Raw genomic sequence first — 25741 nt, forward strand, 5'->3', positions numbered from 1 at the left:
CGGAACCCTACATGCGTATTGTCGATACACACCTCCACCTCGTCTATCAGGACCGGCTGACCTACCCCTGGCTCGCCAGCGCGCCGGCGCTCAATCGGCAATGGACGGCCGAGAGTTACTTTGCAGAGGCGATACCCCTGGGCATCGAAACCGCACTGCACATGGAGGTGGATGTTGCCGAAGCCGAAATGGAGGCCGAAACCCGTTTCGTCCTGACCCTCGATCCTCGCATCGGCGGTGCGATCGCCGCGGCGCGTCCCGAAAGCTCGGATTTTCCCGATTTTCTTGAGCGGCTAATAGCCATTGTCGGGGTCAACGGCATCCGCCGCATCCTCCACACGTCGCCAGACGAGCTCAGTGGAACACCTCTGTTTGCCGACAACATCCGGCGCATCGGCAGTGCGGGCCTGCCTTTCGACCTCTGCGTCCTAGCGCGTCAGCTCAAGCTTGGCGCGGCGCTGGTGGCGAAGTGCCCTGATACACAGTTTGTCCTCGACCATTGCGGCGTGCCCGACATCACCGGCACCGGGCTCGACCCGTGGCGCGCGGACATCAAGGCGCTGGCGGCGCTGCCCAATGTCGCCGCCAAGATTTCCGGTGTGATTGCCTATGCGGGGCCCGACTGGACGGTTGAAACGCTCCGCCCGTATGTCGAGCACATCATCGCGTGCTTCGGCTGGGACCGCGTCGTATGGGGTTCCGATCACCCGGTCTGCACGCTGACCGCCGATCTGACGCGCTGGGTCAATGCCACCAAGGCGATCGTTTCTGGCGCGAGCGTCGACGAGCAATCAAGGCTCTTCCACCGCAATGCCGAACGGATCTACCGGCTGGGGCGCGTCGCTTCATGAGTGGCACGCTCCCGCCACTGCGCCAGGCCTGGCCCAAACCCGCCAATCCCAAGCCCATTGTGGTTATCGGCAGTGGCGGCATCGTCAATGACGCGCATCTGCCCGCTTATCGGCTGGCCGGCCTGCCCGTCGCCGGAGTGTACGATCTCGACACCGCCAAGGCGCGGGCCGTAGCCGAGAAGTGGGAGACGCAGGCATTCGGCAGTCTTGAAGAGGCGCTCTCGGTCCCCGACGCGGTCTTTGATCTTGCCCTGCCCCCAGCCGCGCATCTCGATGTGCTGCCGCTATTGCCCGATGGCGCCGCGGTGCTGCTGCAAAAGCCGATGGGGCGCGATCTGAAGGAGGCGAGCGCCATCCTGGCGCTCTGCCAGAAGAAATCGCTGAAGGCTGCGGTCAATTTTCAGTTGCGTTTTTCGCCAATGATGCTGGCGGCTGCCGATGCGCTGGAGCGTGGGCTCTTGGGGCGGCTGATCGATGTCGAGGTGCATCTGAACCTCGTGACGCCATGGCATCTGTTCCCGTTCCTCAAGGGCATGCCGCGGGTCGAGATCGCGGTGCACTCGATCCACTATCTCGATACGATCCGGGCGTTGATGGGCAACCCGGTCGGCGTTCATGCGCGCACGCTCGGGCACCCCTCCACCGATCTCGCGCAGACCCGCACCTCGGCGATCTTCGATTTCGCGCCCGACCAGCGCGTGACGCTGTCGATCAACCACAACCACGATTTCGGCCGGCGCTTTCAGGATGCGAGCTTTCGCTTCGAGGGCACCAAGGGCGCCGCGATGGTCAAGCTCGGCCTCCTGCTCAACTATCCCGAAGGCGAACCGGACGAACTCTGGATCACCACCAGCGGCGCGGAGTGGACCGAGGTTCCACTGCAGGGCCGCTGGTTCCCGCACGCGTTCATCGGCACGATGAGCAACCTGCAACGATATGCCAGCGGTGAGGACGACCGGCTGGTCACGGCGGCGGAGGACGCTTGGCACACTATGGCCATGGCTGAGGCCGCGTTCCAATCGGCGGCCAATCCTGCAACTCCAATCCAGTCCACGCCATGAGCGCCGCCCAGGCACAGGCCAACGAGTTTTCCATGTCTGAAGATACCGAGCTTCCCCTCACCGGCCTTGTCGTGGTCGATCTCTGCCAGTTCCTTTCGGGACCCTATGCCTCGCTGCGACTGCAGGATCTGGGGGCGCGGGTGATCAAGATCGAGCGGCCGGATGGAGGCGACCTCAGCCGCCGTCTGTATCTCAGCGACACCGAGATCGGCGGGGATTCGACCCTGTTCCACGCCATCAACCGTAGCAAAGAGAGCCTGGCGCTCGACCTAAAGAACCCGGCTGATTTTGCGGCGCTGAAGACGCTGCTGGGTAAGGCCGATGTCATGCTGCAGAACTTCCGTCCGGGCGTGATTGAGCGGCTGGGGCTCGAGTATGCGGCGGTGAAAGCCATCAACCCCAGGATCGTCTATGCGTCGATCACAGGCTACGGCACCGAGGGCCCCTGGGTCGAGCGGCCGGGGCAGGATCTTCTGGCGCAGGCGCGATCGGGTGTGATGTGGCTCAACGGCGATGATGGCCAGGGTCCGGTGCCCTTCGGGCTGGCGATTGCCGATATGCTGGCGGGCGCCGCGGTGGCGCAGGGCATTCTCGCCTCGCTGGTGCGGCGCGGCATCACCGGAACTGGGGCGCATATTGAAACCAGCCTCCTCGAGGCATTGGTCGATTTCCAGTTCGAGGTGCTGACCACGCATCTCAACGACGGCAGACGGCTGCCGAAGCGAGCCGGCTTCCGGTCGGCACACGCCTATCTCTCTGCACCCTACGGCGTTTATCCAACGGCCGATGGCTATCTCGCAGTGGCGATGACGCCGCTGGGCAAACTCGCCGACCTTTTCGCCCTGCCCGCCCTCGCCCCCTTTCGGGACGACCCGAAGAGCTGGTTTACCTCTCGCGATATGATCAAGCAGATTATCGCCGCGCGCCTCGAAACCGAAACGACTGCACATTGGCTGGCCATCCTCGAGCCTGCCGATATCTGGTGCGCCAAGGTGTTGAGCTGGCCCGAACTGCTTGAAAGCGAAGGGTTCAAGGCGCTTGATATGCTGCAGACCGTTACACGCGAGGACGATGTCTCGATCCTCACCACACGCTCGCCGATCCGGGTCAATGGCCAACGGGCCGCCGGAACTCGGGCCGCGCCGCGGATCGGGGAACAGAGTGCAGCGATCCGCGCGGAGTTCGGACTATGACGCAGCTTGTTGGCATGACCTGGAACCATCCGCGCGGCTACGATCCGATGGTTGCCACATCGGAGGGCTGGGCAGCCAAGACCGGGGTGACCATCACCTGGGAAAAGCGGAGCCTTCAGGACTTCGAGATGTTCCCGGTGGAGGAACTGGCCAGGCGCTACGATCTGATCGTCATCGACCACCCGCACGTGGGGGAAGTGACCGCCAAGGGCTGCCTCGCGCCGCTCGATGACCCGGCCCATGGCGCAGAATTGGCGGCGCTTGCCGCAGCATCAGTCGGCGGCTCATTTGCGAGCTACACCTATGCGGGGCGGCAGTGGGCATTCCCCATCGATGCGGCGGCGCAGGTGATGGCCTACCGGCCCGATCTTGCTGCTCCGCCGGCCTCCTGGGACGAAGTCGTGGCGTTGGCCCAGCAGGGTAAGGTCGTCTTCCCCTTGCTTCCGCCGCACAGCCTGATGAGCTTTTTCACCCTCTGCGCCAACATGGGAAAACCCTGCAACACCGGCCGCGGACCGCTGACGGATGCGGCGACCGGGCTCGAAGCTATTGAGATGCTCGGAGCCGTCGCCGTCCATCTCGATGCTGCCGATTTCGCGATGGACCCGATCAAGGCGTCCGAGTTGCTGGCAGAAGCAGCCCCTCGCGCCGTCGTCATGCCGCTGGGCTATGGCTATGTCAGCTATGCGATCGACGGCTTCCGTGCCAACCGGCTGCAGTTTGCCGATATCCCGCTGCCCGGCGCGCGCGGTTCGGCGCTGGGCGGCACCGGCATTGCGGTCTCGGCCTATTCCCGCCACAGCGCCGAAGCGATGGACTATGCCTACTGGGTGGCATCGGCCCCGGTGCAGTCCGGGCTCTACGCGACGTCCGGCGGCCAGCCGGGCCATGCGACGGCCTGGGAGGCAGAGGCCGTGAACGCCTCTACGCACGACTTCTATCGCGCCACGCGCACGACACTCGAGCGCTCTTTCGTGCGGCCACGGCATCATGGCTACATGTCTTTTCAGGATCAGGCTGCACAGCGGCTGACCGCGGGGCTGCAACATCGGGTGCCTCCCGCAACGATCCTCGCCGACATCGAACGGCTTTATGCGGAGAGTTTCTGATGGAGCGGCCCCGGCACTTTGAGGACTATCAGGTTGGTGAGCACCGCAAGACCTCCGGGCGGACCATCACGGAGACCGATTTCGTCGTGCACGCCGGCCATACCGGGGATTTCTTCCCGCACCATATGGATGCCGAGTTCATGAAAGCCTCCGAATTCGGACAGCGCATCGCGCATGGCACGATGACGTTTGCCATCGGGATCGGGCTTACCGCGAGCGAGATCAACCCACTCGCCTTTACCTATGGGTTTGAACGGCTGCGTTTTCCCAAACCAGTGTTCATCGGCGATACCATCCACACCGAACTGACCATCACTGCGCTCGACCCTGACCCGAAGCGTCCGCAGCAAGGCCGGATCACCGAGCAGGTGCGCGTGATCAACCAGCGCGGCGAGACCGTGCTCGCCTGTGACCACGTCTACCTGGCGCAACGCCGGAGCGTCTGACCTCATCCTTAATTGCGGAAGCGATCCGAGCGCGCCTTCGAGCCGGGTGCAAAGGCACGCGAAAACTTCTGGCAAATCCGATGTTTGAGGGGGAGGATGGGCGCCTCGCAGACGGTCATCAGACCCTACTTTACATATAATAGTACTTTTGCTAGCTCTGAGCGACCGACGAAGGCGAACACGTCTCGACGGCATTGAGGGAGGAAATCGTGACCTTTTTGACCAAGCTCGCCATCGCGGCGAGCCTCGCTACCGCTTTGACCTCGACTGCCATGGCGGCAGATCTGGTGGTCGGCTTTTCGCAGATCGGCTCTGAATCCGGCTGGCGCGCCGCCGAAACTTCGGTGACCAAGCTCGAAGCCGAAAAGCGCGGCATCGACCTGAAGTTTGCCGATGCGCAGCAGAAGCAGGAAAACCAGATCAAGGCGATCCGTGGCTTCATCGCCCAGGGCGTCAATGCCATCCTGGTGGCGCCAGTCGTGGCAACCGGCTGGGAAGACGTGCTCAGCGAAGCCAAGGAAGCCAATATTCCGGTGATCCTGCTCGACCGCGGCGTCGATGCCCCTCAGGACCTCTACCTGACCTCGGTCGCATCCGATCAGGTCAAGGAAGGTCATGTGGCCGGCCAGTGGCTGGTGGATACCGTCAAGGACAAGGACTGCAAGGTCGTTGAGCTGCAGGGCACCGTAGGATCCACACCAGCGATCAATCGCAAGAAGGGCTTTGAAGACGCCATCGCGGGCCATGCCAACATCTCCATCATCCGCAGCCAGACGGGTGACTTCACCCGCGCCAAGGGCAAGGAAGTGATGGAAGGTTTCATCAAGGCGGAAAACGGCGGCAAGGACATCTGTGCAGTTTATGCGCACAATGACGACATGGCCGTCGGCGCGATCCAGGCCCTGAAGGACGCCGGCCTCAAGCCCGGCACCTCGCCGCTGGTGGTCTCTATTGACGGCGTTCCCGACATCTTTGCAGCGATGGTCGCCGGCGAAGCCAATGCGACGGTCGAGTTGACCCCGAACATGGCTGGCCCTGCCCTTGATGCGCTCGATGCCTACCTCAAGAATGGCACAATGCCCGCAAAGTTCATCATCACCGAGTCCAAGCTCTACACGCCTGCGGACAACCCGCAGGGCGAGTATGACAGCCGCAAGGGTCTGGGTTACTAAACAGATCGGGCTTAGCCTCATGCCTCGCCGGACCATACGGCGGGGCATACACGTTGAGGAACGTGCGGCGCTGTGGCGATCTCGGGGGGATGAGTTGGACCAGGTTGCCTTCAGAATGGAAGCCCGCAGGGTTTCCAAGGTGTTCGGAACGCACACCGCGCTCGACGGCGTCGATTTCGGACTGTTGCCGGGCGAGGTGCACGCGCTGTTGGGCGAGAACGGCGCCGGCAAATCGACGCTGATCAAGATCCTTACCGGCGCCTACCAGCCAGATGGCGGCAAGGTGTTGGTCGATGGGGTCGAGGTCTCCCTCGACAACCCGCTGCACGCGCAGTCTTACGGGATCGGCACCGTGTACCAGGAGGTCAACCTCCTCCCCAATCGCTCGATCGCGGAAAACCTGTTCCTCGGGCACCAGCCGACCCGCTTCGGACTGGTCGACCGGCGCAAGATGGATCGCGATGCGCGCGTCCTCCTCGCCCGCTACGGGCTGAAGCTCGATCCGAGTACCGAGCTTGGCAGCCATTCGGTCGCCGTACAGCAGATCGTTGCCATCGCGCGCGCCGTCGAACTCTCGGGCAAGGTGCTGATCCTTGACGAGCCGACCGCCAGCCTTGACCGCAACGAAGTCGAACGGCTGTTCGAAGTCATTGCCGGCCTAAAGCGCGACGGGCTCGCCATCGTCTTCATCACGCATTTCCTCGATCAGGTCTTTGCCATCGCCGACCGCGTTACGATCCTCCGCAACGGCAAGCTGGTTGAGACCCGATCGCTGACCAGCCTGTCGCGGACCGATGTGGTGCGGATGATGCTGGGCAAGGACATCGCTTTTTCTGGCTCCACGACGCTCGAAGCTGAACGGGCGCCCACTGACGTACTGCTGGAGTACCAGGGCTACGGACGCCGCCGCAGCGTCCATCCGTTCTCGCTCACCATCCACAAGGGCGAAGTCATTGGCATAGCGGGCCTGCTCGGCTCCGGCCGCACAGAAATGGCGCGCGCCATGTTCGGCATCGATGCGGCCGATCAGGGCAGCCTCACCATCGGCGGCAAGTCCGTCACCATCCGCAACACCATCGATGCCATCGCCAACGGCTTCGGCTTCTGCCCGGAGGATCGCAAGGCAGATGGCATTCTGGGCGAGTTGTCGGTCCGCGAGAACATTGTCATAGCGCTGCAGGGCAAGCTCGGCTGGTTCAGCGCGCTCAATCGCGACGAGCAACTCGAAATCGCCGGCAAGTTTGGCGAGGCGATGGATATCCGCGCCGCGTCGCTCGATATGCCGGTGAAACTGCTCTCCGGTGGCAACCAGCAGAAAGTGATCCTCTCCCGCTGGCTAGCGACCGATCCTGCCTTCCTGATCCTCGATGAGCCGACGCGTGGCATCGATGTCGGAGCGCATGCCGAGATCGTGCGCACCATCAACCGTTTGCGCGACGACGGCATGGCGCTGGTGGTGATCTCCTCCGAACTCGACGAGGTCGTCGCCTATTCGTCCCGGATCGTCGTAATGCGCGACCGCAAGATGGTCGCCGAATTGCATGGCGAGAACATCAATCCCGGGGTGATCGTGCAGGCCATCGCCACGCACGATGCAGGAGACGCGGCATGAGGGCGTTTGTGCTGTCGCGCGTCGTCAACACGCAGGTGCTGGCGCTTGCCGGCGTGCTGCTGCTGAACTGGGTGCTGTTTCCGGGCTTTTTCAACATCACCTGGCAGGACGGCCGGCTGTTCGGCAGCCTGATCGACGTGCTCAACCGTGGCGCGCCCGTCGCCATTCTCGCCATTGGCATGACAGCGGTGATCGCCACCAAGGGCGTTGATCTGTCGGTCGGCGCGGTTATGGCGATGGCCGGCGCGGTCGCGGCGACGCTGGTGGTTGCCGGCTATCCGGCCCCAGTGGCGGTCGGCGCCGCGCTCATCGTCGGGCTGCTATGCGGGCTGTGGAATGGCTTCCTCGTCGCCATCCTCGATATTCAACCGATTATCGCGACCCTGGTGCTGATGGTGGCAGGTCGCGGTATTGCGCAACTGATCACCGAAGGCTCGATTGTCACCTTTTCTGACCCGGTCCTCATCTTCATCGGCACCGGATCGTTCATCGGCATCCCCATGGCGGTGGTGATTGCCTTTTCGCTTCTCGTCCTCGTGACACTCCTCGTACGCAAGACTGCCATAGGTCTCTTTATCGAAGCAGTCGGCGTCAACCGCTCCGCCGCGACGCTGGCGGGCCTCCGCACCCGGCTCCTGCTCCTCCTCGTCTATGCGCTCAGCGGCCTCTGCGCCGCTATCGCCGGGGTGATCGTTGCCGCCGACATCCGTGGAGCGGACGCCAACAACTCCGGCCTCTGGCTCGAACTTGACGCCATCCTTGCCGTGGTGATCGGCGGTACGTCGTTGCTGGGCGGGCGCTTTTCGATCCCGATGTCGGTGATTGGCGCCTTGATCATCCAGGCCATGAACACCGGCATCCTGGTCTCCGGCTTTCCCCCGGAGTTCAACCTGATGGTCAAAGCGGGGATGATCTTCCTGATCCTTTTGATCCAGTCGCCCTTTGCCGCGCAAGTCGGGGACTGGTACCGGGCCCGTGGACGCAAGGGAGCCGGCAAATGAACCGTAGCCTCAGGCCGCTGGCGGCAACCGTCATCATCTTCATCATCGCCTACGGCCTGAGCGTGCTGCAATTCCCCGGCATGCTGTCGACCCGGGTGCTGGGCAATTTTCTCACCGACAATGCCTTCCTCGGCATCACCGCTGTCGGCATGACCTTCGTCATCCTGTCCGGCGGCATCGACCTTTCGGTCGGCGCGGTCATCGGCTTTACCGGCGTGCTCGTTGCCGTGCTGATCACCTGGTTCGGGGTGCATCCGCTGATCGCCTTTGCCATCGCGCTGGGCGTCGCGGCGGTTTTCGGTGCCGGCATGGGTCTGGTGATCCACTACCTGCGCGTACCGCCCTTTATCGTAACGCTGGCTGGAATGTTCCTCGCGCGCGGCGGGGCCTCAGTGATCACCCAGGACTCAGTGCCGATCAACCACGAGTTCTACACCCTCATATCCTCGCTCTATATCCGCCTCCCCGCGGGCGGGCGCCTGAGCCTTGTGGGGCTGCTGATGGTGGCGGTGTTCCTGTTCGGTGCCGTGCTCGCGCACCGCACCCGGTTCGGATCCTTTGTCTACGCGCTGGGCGGCAACACGACTTCTGCCTCGCTGATGGGCGTACCGGTGGCGCGGACGACGATCCAGATCTATATGCTGTCGAGCGTATTGGCGGGTTTGGCGGGAATCGTATTTTCGCTCTATACGTCGGCCGGCTATCCGCTGGCGGCGGTCGGTGTGGAACTGGATGCCATCAGTGCGGTCGTCATCGGCGGCACGCTCTTGACCGGTGGGTATGGTTTTGTGCTGGGGACGCTGGTCGGAGTAATGTTGCTCGGTCTGGTGCAAACCTACATTATCTTTGACGGGACACTTTCGAGCTGGTGGACCAAGATCGTGATCGGCGTTCTGCTCTTCGTGTTCATCGTGTTGCAGCGCCTGGTCTTCGCGGCATCGTCGCCGGGAGAGAAATCCCCCGAGAAAGTGTAGAATGAGCGACGCTGGCAGCCTCATCCGCTCTCTTTCGGGGCGACCTGCCGCGCGGAACTTCCACACCTTTGTCATTAACGAAATCGGTGCCGGTATCATTACGGGCCGGTTCCCGATCGGTTCGATCCTCCCTACCGATGCAGTGATGATGGAAAACTACGGTGTTTCACGCACCGTGCTGCGTGAGGCCCTGCGGACCCTCGAAGCAAAAGGGCTGGTGGAAGCCCGTCCCAAAGTCGGCACCCGCGTGTCACCTTCCAGCCGCTGGAACCTGTTCGACGCGCAGGTGCTGTCGTGGCACTTCGAAGCGCAGCTAGACCGGCGCTTTATCGAAAGCCTGTTCGATGTGCGGCAGGCGCTGGAACGTCGCGCCGCAGACCTTGCCGTCCGGCATCGTACGGCGGAACAGGTTCGCCTGCTCAAGTACTGGGTGCACCAGATGGACCTGTCCGCAGACAGTGTGGAACAGCACGCCCTTGCCGATCTGGAAGTGCACCGGCTGATTGCCGAGACCTCCCGCAACCCGCTGCTGCGTTCGGTAACTGGTGTCGTCGAGTTGACACTGGCGCTTGCCGCCACGTCGGGGAGCCTAGCCGAGCGGCATGAGACGCGGCTCGCCTCTACCCTGCGGCACGAAGCCCTGGTCGTTGCCATCGAGGCCGGAGATCCCGTGCAGGCGGCTGCAGCAATCGACGCCATTGTCGTGGGCGACCTGACGCACACCATGAAGCGCTTCGCTTCCCCGGAGGCCTGACCCGCAGGTCACCAAACAACAAGGTTACCGGAATCTTGGCGCTGGAGCGCGAACTCTCGCAGTCGACGATGGGACTCTTTTAAGTTCTGGCTGCGATAAATTGTTGAAGCCATGCCCAGGGGTCCAGAGGCTGGCAGCAATGGGGAATTCATCGTCATGCCGTCCACCAGTTCAGTCAGCCTCACCGGCAACTTCGATATCGATGGCGTGCTGTCGGGGACAAAGTGGACCGACCCCAACCTGACCTTCAGCTTTCCAACGCTGCTCTCGCAGATGGGCTATACCGAGAGCGGTTTTGAGGCGATGAACGCCACCCAGCAGGCGGCTGTGCGCGCCATCTTCCAGATGTACCAGTCCTACACCCTGCTGACGTTCACCGAGGTGACAGAGACATCCACAGTGCACGGCACGCTACGTTTTGCCGAGGAAGACAATGCCGGTACCGCCTACGGCTACTATCCAAGCGCTGCCATCCAGGGCGGCGATATCTGGCTCAACCACACTGACTACAACACGCCGCTCAAGGGCACCTATGCCTATGCCACGTTCTTGCATGAGATCGGCCACACCCTTGGCCTCGATCACGGGCAGGACGGGCTCGCAGCGCTGCCGACAGACCATGACTCGCTCGAATACTCGGTGATGACCTACCGCTCGTTCGTCGGTGCCGATCTCAACGGTTACACCGCCTCGCAGGGCAGTTTTCCACAGACCCTGATGCTCGATGACATCGCTGCGCTGCAGTACATGTATGGCGCGAACTACACCACCAACTCGGGCAACACCACTTACACGTGGAACCCGACTACTGGCGAGATGTCGATCAATGGCACCGGCCAGGGCGCGCCGACCGCCAACAAGATTTTCATGACGCTGTGGGATGGCGGCGGCAACGACACCTACGATTTTTCCAACTACACCACCAACCTGACGGTCGATCTCAGCCCCGGCAGCTGGACGACGACGAGTTCCACACAACTCGCCAGCCTCGGCTATGGCCACTATGCACGCGGCAACATCGCCAGTGCCTACCTCTACAACGGCAACGTTGCCTCGCTGATCGAAAACGCCAATGGCGGCTCGGGCAATGACACCATTACGGGCAACCAGGCGAACAACATTCTGCGCGGCAATGGCGGCGACGACACGCTTGCTGGCGGCCTGGGCAACGACACGATCATCGGCGGCGATGGCAGCGACACCTGCATCATAAATGCCAATTTCGTCGACTGCACCGTCACCTACGACGACCTGACCCTGACCTTCTCCATCAGCAACCTTCTGCAGGGCCTCGATACGCTAAGCGGCGTCGAATACGTGACGTTCCTTGATGGCACCCGTGCCATCTCGAGTCTGGTCGGGCCGCTGCCTCCCGATACGACAGCGCCCACCCTGCAGTCGTTCACGCCTGCGGACAATTCGCAGTCGGTCGCAGTTGGCGCCAACCTGGTGCTGACGTTCAGCGAAGCAGTAGCGGCTGGCGACGGCACCATCGTCATCCACCATGCCAATGGCGATGTGCTGATGACCATCAGCGCCAACGACACATCGCAGGTGTCGATCTCCGGTGGAGTCGTGACCATCAATCCCACCAGTAACCTCGCGGCAGGGGAATCGTACTACATCACGCTCGACTCGACGGCGTTCCACGATACCGCCCTCAATAATTTCGCCGGTTTCTCGACCCCTGATGCGTTCAACTTCAAGACCGCTTCGTCGGTGATCGCGGGGAACAGCAACGCAAACACGCTGAACGGGACCGACGGCAACGATACCATCAACGGGCTTGCGGGCAACGATACGCTCAATGGCCTTGGCGGCAACGACATCATCGATGGCGGCACTGGTAGGGACAAGATGGCCGGCGGCACCGGCGACGACACCTACTACCTCGACAATTCCGGCGACACAGTCACCGAGGGCAGCAATGCCGGCACAGACTCGGTTTACGCGGGCTTCTCCTACACGCTCGGCTCAAACGTCGAAAACCTCTACCTCACCGGCTCCAGCGCCGCCAACGGCATGGGCAACGCGCTCAACAACATCCTCTCGGGCAATGCAGCGGCCAACAAACTCAGCGGCGGCAATGGAGATGACACGCTTTACGGCAAGGGCGGCATCGATACGCTTACGGGCGGCAGCGGCAAGGACAAGTTTGTGTTCGATACAGCACTCGGCAGTGTCGACAAGATCGTTGATTTCAACGCCACCGACGACACGATCGTGCTCAGCAAATCCATCTTCGCTGCGGCCAGCCTCAACCTCGGCACCCTCGATGCCAGCCAGTTCTTCACCGGCGCTTCGGCGGGTGACGCGTCGGACCGGTTCATCTACAATTCGTCAACCGGTGCCCTCTACTATGACGCCGACGGAATTGGCGGCGCGGCACAGCAGCAGATTGCAACGCTGAGCAAAGGCCTTGCCCTCACGGCAGCCGATTTCCTGTTGATCGCCTGATCCTCCTCGCGGCTTCTAGCCTGCGGCGGTTCAGGCAGAACCGCGCAGGAGCGTAGAGTGAAGCAAGACGCCGCGGCGACCTCTTCTGCCGGCATCGGTGCGCCGGCAGCCGATCCCATGCTGGCGCGCAGTGCGTTGCGTCGCCGGATGGGCGACCTGCTCTCGGTCGGGCTGTTCTCGAGCGTCGTCAACGTTCTGACGCTCACCGGCTCGATCTACATGCTGCAGGTCTATGACCGCGTGCTGCTGAGCCGCAGTGTCGAAACTCTGGTGGTTCTGTCGCTCTTGGCACTTGCCGCCTTTGGCCTTCAGGGCGCCATCGACGTGCTGCGCATGCGCATCCTGAGCCGCATCGGCGCCCGGATCGATGAAGAACTGGCGCCCGCCGCCTTTCGCGCCGCAACCCTCCTTCCTCTCCAAGGCGCCTCGCCCGCCGAAGCGCTGCAGCCGGTTCGCGATGCCGACCAGCTCAAGAGCTTCCTCGGCAGCCAGGGCCCCACGGCCTTCTTCGATATTCCGTTCATCCCGCTGTTTGTCGCCGGGTGCTTCCTGCTCCACACCTGGCTAGGCCTCCTCGCCATCGGCGGCGGAGTGATCATCGTTTCGCTCACTGCGCTCACCGAGATCGCGGCGCGAACCCGGGCGGGCGATGCCAGCGAGAGCGTTTTGCGGCGGCATGTGTTCGTCGATGCGGCGCGCCGGCATGCCGAAGCGATCGATGCCATGGGCATGCGCAGCGCCATGGCCGGCCGCTGGCACAAGCTGAGCAGCGCCGCACGCGACGCCGCGCTCGCTGCCGGTGACGTGCAGGCGGACCTTGGGGGCGTCGCCCGCATCTTCCGCGTCATCCTCCAGTCCTGCATCCTCGGGCTTGGCGCCTACCTGGTGATCCAGCAGGAGATCTCGGGCGGCGCGATGATTGCGGCCTCGATCATGGTGTCACGCGCCCTATCGCCGATCGAGACGGCGATCGGCAACTGGCGCAATTTCGTCGCGGCACGGCAGGCCTACCAGCGGCTCAAGACCTCGCTCGCGATCACCACGACCACCAAGCACATGTCCTTGCCGACGCCCGCCGAGTCGCTGCGGGTGGAAAACATCACCCTCGTAGCCCCCGGTCGTCATGACCCCATCCTCGCCAATGCGTCAATGGCGTTGGGGAAAGGCGCCGGGCTCGCGATCATCGGACCGAGCGGCTCGGGTAAATCATCGCTGGCCCGGGCTCTCGTCGGCATCTGGACCACATCGAAGGGCGAAATCCGGCTTGATGGCGCAGCACTCGGCCAGTGGGACCGCGAAGAGCTCGGCCGCCATGTCGGCTACCTTCCGCAGGACCTCGCCCTGCCCGAGGGCAGCATCGCCGAGACCATCGCGCGCTTTGATCCGGCAGCGACGTCTGCGGCCGTGATCAAGGCGGCAAGGGCGGCGGGTGCGCATGAAATGATCGTCGCCCTGCCCGACGGCTATTCCACCCCCATCGGGGATGGCGGTGCGTTCCTCTCGGGTGGCCAGCGCCAGCGCATCGGGCTCGCCCGCGCGCTTTATGGCGATCCGTTCCTCGTAGTGCTCGACGAGCCCAATTCGAACCTCGACGCTGACGGCGACGAGGCTTTGACCCGCGCCATTGCCGGGGTCCGGGCCCGCGGCGGCATCGCAGTGGTAGTGACGCACCGCCCCTCGACGCTCAACTCGGTCGATCAGGTGGCTTTGGTCATGGACAAGACCATCAAGCTGTTCGGCCCCAAGGACAGGGTATTGCGCGAACTGGGCCAACAGCCTGCGGCAGCCGCTGCCTCTCCCGTCCACGTCGTCAAAGCGGGGCGCGCCCAATGACCAGTCTCGCCTATTCCGGCTCGCCCTACGGCGTCTCCATCCGCCGCTACCGCCGCATTGGGCTGATGCTGATTGGCCTCTTCGGCGCGGGGTTCGTCGCCTGGGGCACGCTGGCGCCGCTTTCGAGCGCGGTGATCGCCTCGGGCCACTTTGAGGTGACCGACAGCGTCAAGAAGATCCAGCATCCCACTGGCGGCACCATCGCGGCGATTCACGTGCATGACGGTGATCGGGTAACCGAGAACCAGATACTCGTCAGTCTCGATGCCACCACCGCGAAGGCCAATCTCGATATCGTTGAGTCCAAACTCGACGAGTTGTGGATGGCGTCCGCCCGTCTCAGGGCCGAACGGGACGGGCTGGCTATGTTGGGACTTCCCACCTACTTCGCCGGGCGCGAAGGCAACCCGGATGTGGTGACGCTTCGCGCAGCCGAAGAGCGGTTATTCGCGATCCGCATTGCGTCACGGAACGGACAGAAGGACCAGCTCGCCAAGCGCATAGAGCAGCTTGAGAGCCAGATTTTCGGCCTTACCACCCAGCAAAAGGCCAAGCAGACCGAACTGGACCTGGCGTCTACCGAGCTCGACCGGGCGCACACGCTCTTCCAGCAGGGCAATATTGCGCAGAGCCGGGTCGGTGAGGTCCAGAGTGGCGTTGCCCGGCTGCAGGGCGAACTCGGCCAGATCGTTGCCAGCATCGCAGAATTGGGCGGCAAGATCGCCGAGACGCGGCTGCAGGCGATCAGCATCGACCAGACCGCGGTCGCGGACGCGGGCAGCGCGCTTAGCGACACCGAGCGCGGCATTTCTGAATACACCGAGCGCCAAGTGGCGGCCTCGGACCAGTTGGTGCGAACGGAAATCCGCTCGCCGGTTGCCGGTATCGTCCATCAGCTTGCCGTACACACGGTGGGCGGGGTGATCAACCCGGGCGATGTCATGATGATCGTCGTGCCGTCGGACGGCGCGCTCGATATCGAGGCGCGGATTTCCCCACAGGATGTCGATGCGGTTCACCAAGGCGAGTCCGCCACCATCCGCCTCTCCGGGCTCAATCACGCCACGACGCCAGACCTCGATGCGACCGTCACCATGGTGGGTGCGGACCTCGTCCAGGACCCGGTGTCGCGCGCCAGCTATTTCCCGGTTACTCTTCACCTTGCGCCCGGACAGTTGGAGCGACTGGGCGATGTCGAACTCCTGCCCGGCATGCCGGCAGAGGCGTTCATCACCACATCGGAACGCAGCTTTTTCGACTATCTGGCACAGCCCATCCGCGAGCGCATGTCGCACGCCCTGCGCGAATAGGGTTCAGGCGATAAGGCTCTTAATTTCGTCCTCGACGATATCGAGGACGAGGGTGATTGCTGCCTGCGCTCCGTCGGGGTCGCCATCGACAATCGCATCGGCGAGATCGCGATGCGGGGGGAATGATGCAATCCCGAACGCGTCGCTACCGAACGGGGATTCACTGGAGCGCTCCAGCGCATGATCGAGGTTCGAGAGGATCTGCCCGAACATCGGGTTGCCCGAGGCCTCGTAGATTGCGCCATGGAACGCCGCATCGGCCTCGTGCCAGTTGCGGCGCGCATCGACCTCGGCAATCAGTTCGGTGCAAAGCACGGAAATCCGTGCGCGCTGTGCTGATGTCGCGTTGATCGCCGCGAGGCGCACCACCGAGTTCTCGAGCGCCCGGCGCACTTCGATCAGCCGGAGCAGCGCCTCGCCTTCGAGCCGGATCATCGTCGGAGCGAGGCCCCGCGTCGCCTGGACACGGGCCGACAGATAGGTCCCGTCGCCGCGCCGGCGCCGGATGATCCCTAATCCCTCCCAGCGATTTAGCGCCTCGCGAATGGTCGAACGCCCCACCCCGAGCGTCGCCGCCAGCGAGATCTCAGGCGGCAACCGGTCACCGATCTTGAGGCCGGCACGCTCGATCATGTCGGCAAGCGAGTCCAGCACCGCCGCGCCGCGCGTGCGGCTTTCGAGCGGTTCCAGATAGCTCAGCGTACCATCGTGTTTCACCGGGCCGCTCTCCTCTTGTCAGCGGGCACCTTCATCACAGTTCGCCTGGTTTGTCAGCAGGCGGCCACGCCGCACCGCCGCCCTTACAGTTTCAGCACTGTCTTCAGCGCGCCGAGCAAAATATCCATCTGTGGCTTGGAGTTGTACCCCTGTACCGAGAGCCGGACGATCGAATGCGCCTGCCAGTTGAACACCGGGATCTCGATCCCATAGTCGGCCAGCAACTGGTCATGGATCGCCAACGGGTCCTCGATGGCGGGAACCGGCATCGCTACCATTTGCGGAGCACAGAATTCGGGGGCGCTGAGCGGCGCGAGACCCGTCATTTCACGCAGGCGCGCGGCGGTATCCTGGGCGAGCTGGCGGCAATGGTCGGCGATGTTCCACCAGTCATTGTCGTTGCGGAACTTCAGCGCGTCCGACACCGCGAACCAGGCCGACGGATCGCGTGTCCCTTGCATTTCGATGCTGTCGACGAATGGCGAATTGCCGAATGGCCCGACGACACCCGGGTCCTTGTTGTCAGCCGTCCAGCCATGGCTGATCACCAGCGGGTTGATCAAGACCTGCAGTTCGGGGCGGACGTAGAGGAAGGCCGAGCCCTTGGGCGCCATCATCCATTTGTGACAGTTGCCCGAGTAGAAATCGGCACCCAGCTTGTCGAGGTCGAGCCGGATGTGGCCCGGCGCATGTGCACCATCGATCACCGACCAGATACCCCGGCGCCGCGCTTCGGCCACCGAGCGCTCGATCGGGAAGACCAGCGCGCTGGGCGAGGTGATGTGGCTCAAAAACAGCACGCGCGTGCGGTCGGTCATCGCGGCGATCAAAGTATCGGTGAACTGCGCCTCGGTGAGGAGCGGCATCGGGATCTTGACCACGACGATCTTTGCGCCGGTGCGACGGGCCACATAGGCCCAGGTCTTTTCGAGCGCCGAATATTCGTGATCGGTTGTGAGGATCTCGTCGCCTTCCTTGAGGTCGAGCGACTGGGCCACGATGTTGAGCCCAAGCGTGGCGTTGGTCAGCCCGACGACATTGTCGGCCGATGTGCCGAGCTCAGCCGCGAGGTCGACGCGGGTCGCCTTCTGGCGCTCAACCAGCAGCTTGCTACCGAGAAACGCCACGGGCTGCCGCTCGAGCTCGAGCTGCCAGCCCTGATAGGCCTCGAAGACCGGCCGTGGGCAGGCGCCAAACGAGCCGTGATTGAGGAAGACGACGTCGTCGCGCAGGAGGAACTGGCGCGCTAGATTATCAGACACTTCAACGCCCCTTGAGGGTAGGATCGAGAGCATCGCGCAGGCCATCACCGAACAGGGTGGTGGCGAGCACGGTGATGGCAAGCGCGGCGGTGGGGAACACCGCCATGTGCCAATAAAAGAACACGAAATTCATGCCGACATTGATCATCTGCCCCCAACTCGGGGTCGGCGGCGGCACGCCGATGCCGAGAAAGCTCAGGCTGGCTTCCAGCATCATGGCGTTGGGCATCGAGAGCACGAAGCCGACGATGATCGGCGAGATCGAGTTGAGGATCAGGTGCCGGCGAATGATGTACCAGGGCGAGGCTCCAAGGGCCTGCGCCGCACGGATGAATTCCTTTTCGCGCAGCGCCTTTACCTGGGCGCGGACGAGGAGGCACACCTGCACCCAGCCGAACAGCGCGGCGATGGTTATGATGGTGAGGAACCCGCCGCCTGTCAGCGCACCCAGCAGCATGGCCGCCAGCAGTGACGGCACCACCGAGAACAGCTCGATGATGCGCATGATGATCCAGTCGGTCTTGCCGCCGAAATAGCCGGCCAGCGCGCCGAGCGGAATGCCAATCAGGACGCTGCAGGTGGCGGCGGCAAAGCCGATGGTGAGCGAGACGCGCGCGCCATAGACGATGCGCGTGAAGAAGTCGCGACCAAGGTCATCGACGCCAAACCAGAACTCGGATGATGGGAAAGCCAGCGCCTGCGTCAGAAAGGCCTGTTGCGTCGGGTCAGTCTTGGTGAAGAGTGGCGCGAGGATCGCCGCCAGCACCAGGATCGCCAGCACGATACCGCCCCCGATGGCAGCCCTGTTGGCCGCAAATCGGCGCATGGCGAAGTAGAACGGGCTGCGCTGCGTTACCGGGGCGATGGCGCCTGTGACAGCTGTGTCGGTCATCGGGCACGCTCCCCAAAGCGAATTCGCGGGTTGAGCCAGGCATAGGCAATGTCGGAGATCAGGTAGGCGAGGCAGAACGCCACCGTCACCATCAGCACCAGCGCCATTTCCAGCGGATAGTCGCGGTTGTTGATCGAGGAGACGAAGTACGAACCGAGCCCCGGCACCCGGAACATGGCCTCAACGAAGATCGAGCCGGTGGCGGTGCCGATGAACATGGGCAGGAACACCGTGACCATCGGGATGGCCGAGTTGCGCAGCACATGCTGAAAGATGATGCGGCGCTCGCTCAACCCCTTGGCGCGCAGCGCCGTCACGAACGGCCGGTTGAGCGTATCGAGCATCGCCGAACGCGTGTAGCGAGCGTAAGTGGCAAGCGGGATCATCGCGTAGGCGATGATGGGGAGTACCCAGCGCTCGGGTTTGCCCCAGCCACTGGCCGGCAGCCAGTTGAGCCAGACCGCGAAAATCAGGATCAGCGCCATCGAGATGACGAAGACCGGGATCGTCAGCCCCACCGTCGCCACGGCGGACGCCAGGTAGTCGATCCAGGTGTTGCGGCGCAACGCGGCGGCCATGCCGAGGAGAATCCCCAGCGGCGCGCCAATCAGCACACCCAGCCCGCCCAGCAGCAGGCTTGGTGGCCAGGCATTGGCGAGGAGACTCAATACCGTCTCGCCCGGCGCCTGATATGGCACGCCGAAATCGAGCCGCAGCACGCCGGACATGTACTTGACGTACTGCACCCAGAGCGGCTGATCGAGGCCCAGCTTGGCCATCAGCGTGTCGCGTACCGCCTTCGAGACCGGCATGTCATTGCCATCAAACGGGCCGCCGGGCACGGCATGCATCATCAGGAAAACGATGAGCGAGACCACAAAGAAGGTCACCGCTATGGAGAACAGGCGTCTGACGATAAATCCGATCATCTGAGGTGCTCCCTATGCCGTCACGATGGCTTCGACGAGATGGCCAGGGGCCACGGTGATCAATTGCGGGGTGTCCCAGGGCTTGGTCCCGTCGTTGAGCGCTTCCGCGGAAAAGCGCGGCGTCGCTGCCTCGATATCGGCGGCTTTGAGGAACTGACGCTGGCGGCGATCACGCGGGTTGGTCGCGGGGATCGCATCGAGCAGCGCGCGCGTATAGGGGTGACGCGGGTTGGCGAAGAGCTCGGCGGTCGGCGCCTGCTCGACGATGCGGCCGCGATACATCACCACCACGCTGTCCGTCAGCGAGCGCACCACCGAGAGGTCGTGGCTGATGAACAGCATCGAGAGCCCCATTTCCTGCTGCAGGTTCTTGAGCAGCCCGATGATCTGCGCCTTCACCGAGACGTCAAGCGCCGAGGTGGGTTCGTCTGCCACCAGCACCTTGGGGCCGAGGATCAGGGCGCGGGCGATGGCCACGCGCTGGCGCTGACCGCCGGAGAGCTCGTGCGGATAGCGCTGGCCGAAGCTGCGATCGAGTCCGACCTTTTCCAGCCAGTCGAGCGCCATCTCTGTCTGTTGTTTGGGCAGCAATACGCCATGGATATCGAGCGGCTCGGTGATGATCTGGGTCAGCGTCATCATGGGATCGAGCGCGGAATAGCTGTCCTGGAACACCACCTGCATGCGGCGGCGGAAAGACTTGAGCTCTGCTGACCCCATCGAACTGATGTCGGCGCCATCGACGAGGATCTGCCCGTCGGTCGGCTCGATCAGCCGCATCGCCATCATGCCGGTCGTGCTCTTGCCCGAGCCGGATTCCCCGACGAGGCCGACGATCTTGTTGCGCTCGAGCGTGAGGTTCACGCCGCGCACGGCATGGTGGTCGACGCGCGTTGAAAAGATGCGACCGCGGCGGCGCAGCTCGTAGACCTTGGAGAGGTCGCGAAGCTCCAGTGCCGGTGCAATCGCTTCTGGAGCGCTCTCGGCGGTCTTGGCCACACTGGCCGTGAGGCTCGTCAGCAGCGACTGGGTGTAACTATGCTTGGGCGCATCGAAGATCTGCTGCACCGGGCCCTCTTCCATCACCCGGCCGCCATACATGACGACGACGCGGTCGACGGTTTCGGCGATCACGCCCAGATCGTGGGTGATCATGATCAGCGCCATGCCGAACTCGGCCTGCAGTTCCTTGATCAGTTGCAGGATCTGCGCCTGAATGGTCACATCGAGCGCGGTGGTCGGCTCGTCGGCGATCAGGATCTTGGGCCGGCACGACAGCGCCATGGCGATCATGGCCCGCTGCAGCATGCCGCCCGACAGCTGGTGCGGATAATAGCCGAGGACGTCAGCTGCGTTCATGATCTCGACGCGCTTGAGCAACCGTTCGGCCTCCGCCAGCGCGTCGCGCTTGGAAAGCTTGCGATGTGTTCGGATGGTTTCGACGATCTGATGGCCGATGGTGAACACCGGGTCGAACGCCGTCATCGGGTCCTGGAAGATCATCGCCGCCGACCGGCCACGCAACTGGCTGAGGTCTTCGCGGCTGGCGCGGAGCACGTCGACGCCATCGAGCATCAGCCGCTCGGCCTTCACGGTCGCCGCGTCGCTGAGCAACCGCATCAGCGCCATGCAGGTGACGGATTTACCCGAGCCGGATTCGCCGACGATGCCGAGGCTTTCGCCTTCGGCGAGGGTGAAGCTGATGTCGCGGACAGCATCCACCACACCGCCGTGCTGGGCGAAACTGACGCGCAGTCCCTTGATGTCCACCAGGCTCATCGGTGCAGTGGTTCCTTTTGGAAAATGGGGTCCCCTGAGGGAGAACTCCCCGGCCCGAAGGCCGGGGAGCAGGTTAAGGCCTCTTACTTCACCGAGATGTGGGAGTAGAGGAAGTTGCCGATACGATCGAGCGGGGTGAAGCCCTGCGAGTTCGGGGTCACGCCGGCACCGCCAAGGGTGTCGGAAACCACGGCCTTGATGATCGGGTGCACGAGCGGCACGATCAGGCCCTGGTCGATCATGATCTGCTCGGCCTTGGCATAAAGCTTCAGGCGCTCTTCCCAGACCGGGTTCGAGTCGGCTGCAGCCACTGCCGCGTCGTAGTCCGCGACGTGGTAGTTGTGACGGCCGCCATTGTAGAAGATGCCGTAGAAGTTGGACGGATCGAGATAGTCATACTCGTAGGGCGCCAGGAACAGGTTGTTCTTGTGCTGGAGCAGCCCTTCCATCCAGTCCTTGCCGGGCATGATCTTGATCTGCATGTCGATGCCAAGCACCTGCTTGAACTGCGACTGCAGGTACTGAGCCATCGGGGGAAGGATGGCGCCGTTATAGCCACCTTCTTCACGCAGCCAGATCTCTACGGGCGGGAAGCCCTTGCCATCCGGGTAGCCGGCCTTGGCCATGAAGTCCTTGGCCTTCGTAGGATCGAACACGGCCTCGGCGGCGATGTCCTTGTTGTACCCAGGGTAGCCGGGCGGCAGGATCGAGCCGGCTGGGATCGCGATATCCTTGAGCACGGTCTTGGTCAGTTCGTCACGGTTGACGGCATAGTAGAAGGCACGGCGCACATCGACATTGTCGAAGGGCGCAGAGTTCAGGTCATACGAGATGTAGGACGTCGCAAACACCGCGTTGGAACGGATGCTATCCGGAGCGCGCTGCTGCATGACCGGGATCTGGCCAGCATTGAGGTAGGTGAACGCCACGTCGCCAGCAAGGAACGCCGGCATGCCGACTTCAGGCAGGCCAAGTGAGGGGTCGATGGTCAGCTCGTCGACTTCTGCGGGCCAGGGGCCGGTATAGGTCTCGTTCTTGACCAGAACGACCGAGTTGTTCGACTTTTCCCAGCTCTTGAGCTTGAACGGGCCGGAGGACACAACGTTTTCCACGTTGGTCGACCAGTCGTCGCCAAACTTGTCGAACTGATGCTTGGGAACGGGGTACCAGAGGCTCACCACGCTCGGCAGATACGGCTTGGGGGCATTGGTCGTGAGTTCAAGGGTCTTGTCGTCCACCGCCTTGAGGCCAAGCGTCGACGCGTCGGCCTTGCCTTCGGTGACTTCCTTCCAGTTCTTCACGCCGCCGGCAAAGTCCCAGTACCAGGCGAAGTCATAGCCGGAGGTGGCAGCATGCTGCAGGGCAAAGACATAGTCTTCAGCCGTGACGGGCACGCCGTCGCTCCAGACGAGGCCGTCGCGGAGCTTGAACGTCCAGGTCAGGCCATCGGCAGACTGGGTCCAGCTTTCCGCGGCGAGCGGGGTCAGTTGGTATTCGTTGTCGAAGCTGGTGAGCGGCAGCTGCAACAGTTCGGCGCCAGATGCACGGGCATACACGGTCTTCATGTAGTCCATGTAGGTGCCGGTGGTCGAACCGCCGGGCACCGTCAATTTTGTCTCGGCCAGCGCCGGTGCTGCGGTAAGTCCCACAGCAAGCGCCAGCGTGCCGACAAATTTCAGCAACGCATTCATTGAGCTCCCTCCTTTGTGCAGAGCATGATGTTCTGAAGAGCTAGTCGTCGTCTATGCGATACCGCCGCCGGTTCCGGCCACGGCACCCCCTGATCGGCAGGCTGGAAAACGCTCCCATCCACCGTTGTCGAGCAAGCAGCAAAAACCTCCGCTACTTGTCCAATGACATATGTCTGACAAATGGAATTCGGCTTGTCCAGCCGATCTTCCCGCCCATTCCGCCCAAAAGGCGAAGATTTCAGCAGCGCATTCGGAGTGCTGCAAAACTGGGCCATCAGCGCAGCGCCCCCACAAAGCCGGTTGCGGCGTTGGCGATGGCGGCGGCATCGATGCCAAAATGGGCGTAGAGATCGTTGACGGTGCCGGTCTGGCCGAAGTGCTCGACGCCCAGCGTCTGGGCCCGATGGCCGAAGACGCTGCCGAGCCAGCCGAGCGTTGCCGGGTGTCCATCGATGGCGGTGACCAGCCCGCAATGGCGCGGTACGTCACGCAGCAACTCTTCGACATGGCAGGTCGCGGAACGGTCGCCATGCTGGCGGCCACGCTGCGCCGCGTGCCAGCCGGCATTGAGCCGGTCTGCCGAAGTGACGGCGAGGACCGCGACATTGCGCTTGTCGGCGCCGATCATACCTGCCGCAGCGATGGCTTCGCTGGCAAGCACGCCCTGGTAGGCGATCACCACCTCGCACGATGGCGTCGGCGGCTGCAGCCAGTAACCGCCGCGGATGATGGACGTCGAGAGCTCCGGATCCATCCGTCGCGGCACCTGCTCCAGCGCGCGGGTACTGAGACGCAGATAGACCGAACCGCCCGAGGCCTCGCGTGGCCAGGCCGCATTATCCGACAGGGCCCCACCATCGCGCTGCATATAGTCAAAGGCCCAGTCCATGATGACCGAAAGCTCGTCGGCAAAGGCCGGCTCGAACGAAGCCAGACCATCCTGGCTCATGCCGATCAGCGGCGAGGCGATCGACTGATGCGCCCCGCCCTCACCCGCCAGCGAGACGCCCGAGGGCGTCGCGACGAGGAGAAACCGCGCATCCTGGTAACAGGCATAGTTCAGCGCATCGAGGCCGCGCGAGATGAACGGGTCGTAGAGCGTGCCGATGGGCAGCAGCCGTTCGCCGAACAGCGAATGCGACAGCCCCGCTGCGCCCAGCAGCAGGAACAGGTTCATCTCGGCAATGCCGAGCTCGATATGCTGCCCCTCAGGAGTGAACTGCCACTTCTGCGCGCTCGGAATGCGCTCGGCCTGGAACACATCGGCGGCCGCTTCATTTGAAAACAGGTGCCGGCGGTTGACCCAGGTGCCGAGGTTCGTGGACACCGTCACGTCCGGCGAGGTGGTCACCACGCGCTTGGCCAATTCGCTGTCGGTCTTCGCGATCGCATCGAGGATCTTGCCGAAAGCGGTCTGCGTCGAGGTGGCGCCAGTGCCGACGAATTGCGGGCCGATCGAGGCAATCTTTGGTGAGGTCAGCCGGCGGCTGGCCTTGCTGTTGAATGGCACTGCGTCGAGGAAGTACTGCAGCGTCCTGGCGTCAAACGGCAGCCCTTCGCCCGGCTCCCACTCATGCCCTTCGCGCACATTCATGGCCTTGCGGAGCGTCTCGATCTGCGCGCCGGTCATCTGTCCCGCGTGATTGTCCTTGTGTCCGGCCAGCGGCGTGCCCCAGCCCTTGACCGTGTAGGCGATAAACACGGTCGGCCGCTCGGTCGGCGCGGCGTTGAACTGCTCGAGCAGGCTTTCGACGCAATGGCCGCCGAGATTGCCCATCAGGTCAGCGAGTTCGGCGTCGCTGCGCCTGTTAAGCAGCGCCGTCACCGGGCCCTGGTCGCCGATCTCGTCGCTCAGCCGCTCGCGCCAGGCGGCCCCGCCCCGAAACATCAGCGCCGAATACTGCGCATTGTCGCAGGCATCGATCCAGGCCTTCAGCTTGTCGCCGCCCGGCTCCGCAAACGCCCGACGCTGCTGCGCACCGTATTTCAGCGTCACCACGTTCCAGTCGAACGCCTTGAAGATCGCCTCGATGCGGTCGTAAAGCCCTTCACGCACCACGCCGTCGAGGCTCTGGCGGTTGTAGTCGATCACCCACCAGGTATTGCGCAGCCCATGCTTCCATCCTTCGAGCAGGCACTCGTAGACATTGCCCTCGTCGAGCTCGGCGTCGCCCACGAGCGCCACCATGCGCCCTTCCTTCAGTGACGGATTGGCCCAGGGCTTGGCCCGCACATAGTCCTGGATCATCGAGGCAACGGCGGTGAACGCCACGCCGAGCCCAACCGAGCCGGTCGAGATATCGACATCGTCCTTGTCCTTGGTGCGCGAGGGGTACGATTGCGCGCCACCAAAGCCGCGGAAGTTGAGCAGCTTGTCGAGGCTCTGCTTGCCGAACAGATACTGGATGGAATGGAACACCGGCGAGGCATGCGGCTTGATCGCCACCCGATCCTCCGGCCGCAACACGCCAAAATAAAGCGTTGCCATGATTGCCGCCATCGAGGCTGACGAGGCCTGGTGGCCGCCCACCTTCACGCCATCGACATTGGGGCGGATGTGGTTGGCGTGATGGATCATCCAGTTGGAGAGCCACAGCACCTTGCGGGTCAGCGCTTCGAGCATGACGACCTTATCGTCCGCCTGTCGCTCTACACCGCTCATCGCTTCCCCCGTCGCTCCCGTCCCATCACATTGCGC

20 protein-coding genes are annotated in these 25741 nt (G+C 63.3%); 13 read left to right on the top strand and 7 right to left on the bottom strand.

Annotated features, from left to right (window positions below):
* Window positions 1-11: 11 nt before the first annotated feature.
* The 13 genes from ACO06J_RS12170 to ACO06J_RS12230 all read left to right on the top strand — a co-directional run bounded on the left by ACO06J_RS12170 (window position 12) and on the right by ACO06J_RS12230 (window position 15773).
* On the top strand, window positions 12-851 hold the full coding sequence (locus tag ACO06J_RS12170) for an amidohydrolase family protein (protein WP_421760981.1): 840 nt from the start codon (window positions 12-14) through the stop codon (window positions 849-851).
* The gene (locus ACO06J_RS12175) at window positions 848-1912 is read left to right on the top strand and encodes a Gfo/Idh/MocA family protein (protein WP_421760982.1); all 1065 of its coding nucleotides are present in this window, start codon (window positions 848-850) and stop codon (window positions 1910-1912) included. The genes ACO06J_RS12170 and ACO06J_RS12175 overlap by 4 nt, the downstream gene beginning before the upstream one ends.
* Window positions 1913-1944: 32 nt before the next feature.
* The gene (locus ACO06J_RS12180) at window positions 1945-3105 is read left to right on the top strand and encodes a CaiB/BaiF CoA transferase family protein (RefSeq protein WP_421760983.1); all 1161 of its coding nucleotides are present in this window, start codon (window positions 1945-1947) and stop codon (window positions 3103-3105) included.
* Window positions 3102-4214, top strand: coding sequence for an extracellular solute-binding protein (locus tag ACO06J_RS12185; RefSeq protein WP_421760984.1), 1113 nt, complete (start codon window positions 3102-3104; stop codon window positions 4212-4214). Before ACO06J_RS12180 ends, ACO06J_RS12185 begins: the two co-directional genes overlap by 4 nt.
* Complete coding sequence (locus ACO06J_RS12190; RefSeq protein ID WP_421760985.1) at window positions 4214-4660, top strand: MaoC family dehydratase; 447 nt, start codon at window positions 4214-4216, stop codon at window positions 4658-4660. The genes ACO06J_RS12185 and ACO06J_RS12190 overlap by 1 nt, the downstream gene beginning before the upstream one ends.
* 209 nt (window positions 4661-4869) lie before the next feature.
* Entirely contained in the window at window positions 4870-5832 is a 963-nt protein-coding gene (gene ytfQ / locus ACO06J_RS12195; protein WP_421760986.1) for a galactofuranose ABC transporter, galactofuranose-binding protein YtfQ, read from the top strand.
* Between the two features lie 115 nt (window positions 5833-5947).
* The gene (locus ACO06J_RS12200) at window positions 5948-7444 is read left to right on the top strand and encodes a sugar ABC transporter ATP-binding protein (RefSeq protein ID WP_421760987.1); all 1497 of its coding nucleotides are present in this window, start codon (window positions 5948-5950) and stop codon (window positions 7442-7444) included.
* A complete protein-coding gene (locus ACO06J_RS12205) occupies window positions 7441-8445 on the top strand; it encodes an ABC transporter permease (RefSeq protein ID WP_421760988.1) in 1005 nt (334 codons plus the stop codon). The genes ACO06J_RS12200 and ACO06J_RS12205 overlap by 4 nt, the downstream gene beginning before the upstream one ends.
* Window positions 8442-9419 carry a galactofuranose ABC transporter, permease protein YjfF gene (yjfF, locus tag ACO06J_RS12210; RefSeq protein WP_421760989.1) on the top strand — a complete coding sequence of 326 codons (978 nt, stop codon included), beginning with the start codon at window positions 8442-8444 and terminating at the stop codon, window positions 9417-9419. Before ACO06J_RS12205 ends, yjfF begins: the two co-directional genes overlap by 4 nt.
* A 1-nt stretch (window position 9420) precedes the next feature.
* Entirely contained in the window at window positions 9421-10173 is a 753-nt protein-coding gene (locus ACO06J_RS12215; protein WP_421760990.1) for a FadR/GntR family transcriptional regulator, read from the top strand.
* Window positions 10174-10329: 156 nt separating this feature from the next.
* Entirely contained in the window at window positions 10330-12630 is a 2301-nt protein-coding gene (locus ACO06J_RS12220) for an Ig-like domain-containing protein (RefSeq protein ID WP_421760991.1), read from the top strand.
* Window positions 12631-12687: 57 nt separating this feature from the next.
* Entirely contained in the window at window positions 12688-14463 is a 1776-nt protein-coding gene (locus ACO06J_RS12225; RefSeq protein WP_421760992.1) for a type I secretion system permease/ATPase, read from the top strand.
* Window positions 14460-15773, top strand: coding sequence for an HlyD family type I secretion periplasmic adaptor subunit (locus ACO06J_RS12230; RefSeq protein WP_421760993.1), 1314 nt, complete (start codon window positions 14460-14462; stop codon window positions 15771-15773). The genes ACO06J_RS12225 and ACO06J_RS12230 overlap by 4 nt, the downstream gene beginning before the upstream one ends.
* A 3-nt stretch (window positions 15774-15776) precedes the next feature.
* Here ACO06J_RS12230 and ACO06J_RS12235 read toward each other — a convergent pair whose 3' ends face one another.
* The 7 genes from ACO06J_RS12235 to ACO06J_RS12265 all read right to left on the bottom strand — a co-directional run bounded on the left by ACO06J_RS12235 (window position 15777) and on the right by ACO06J_RS12265 (window position 25705).
* Window positions 15777-16490 carry a FadR/GntR family transcriptional regulator gene (locus tag ACO06J_RS12235; RefSeq protein WP_421760994.1) on the bottom strand — a complete coding sequence of 238 codons (714 nt, stop codon included), beginning with the start codon at window positions 16488-16490 and terminating at the stop codon, window positions 15777-15779.
* A gap of 83 nt (window positions 16491-16573) precedes the next feature.
* Window positions 16574-17752: an aminotransferase class V-fold PLP-dependent enzyme gene (locus ACO06J_RS12240; protein WP_421760995.1), complete on the bottom strand. Its 1179-nt coding sequence runs from the start codon at window positions 17750-17752 to the stop codon at window positions 16574-16576.
* A gap of 1 nt (window position 17753) precedes the next feature.
* Window positions 17754-18644: an ABC transporter permease gene (locus ACO06J_RS12245; protein WP_421760997.1), complete on the bottom strand. Its 891-nt coding sequence runs from the start codon at window positions 18642-18644 to the stop codon at window positions 17754-17756.
* Window positions 18641-19573 (bottom strand): ABC transporter permease, encoded by a 933-nt coding sequence (locus ACO06J_RS12250; RefSeq protein WP_421760998.1) that lies wholly within the window; start codon window positions 19571-19573, stop codon window positions 18641-18643. Before ACO06J_RS12250 ends, ACO06J_RS12245 begins: the two co-directional genes overlap by 4 nt.
* 12 nt (window positions 19574-19585) lie before the next feature.
* Window positions 19586-21352 carry a dipeptide ABC transporter ATP-binding protein gene (locus ACO06J_RS12255; RefSeq protein ID WP_421760999.1) on the bottom strand — a complete coding sequence of 589 codons (1767 nt, stop codon included), beginning with the start codon at window positions 21350-21352 and terminating at the stop codon, window positions 19586-19588.
* An 83-nt stretch (window positions 21353-21435) separates the two neighbouring features.
* Window positions 21436-23043, bottom strand: coding sequence for a peptide ABC transporter substrate-binding protein (locus ACO06J_RS12260; RefSeq protein ID WP_421761000.1), 1608 nt, complete (start codon window positions 23041-23043; stop codon window positions 21436-21438).
* 274 nt (window positions 23044-23317) lie between these two features.
* A complete protein-coding gene (locus ACO06J_RS12265) occupies window positions 23318-25705 on the bottom strand; it encodes a transketolase (protein WP_421761001.1) in 2388 nt (795 codons plus the stop codon).
* Window positions 25706-25741 lie beyond the last annotated feature (36 nt).

It is taken from the genome of Devosia sp., from assembly GCF_965229025.1.
In the GTDB taxonomy this organism is placed as follows: domain Bacteria; phylum Pseudomonadota; class Alphaproteobacteria; order Rhizobiales; family Devosiaceae; genus Devosia_A.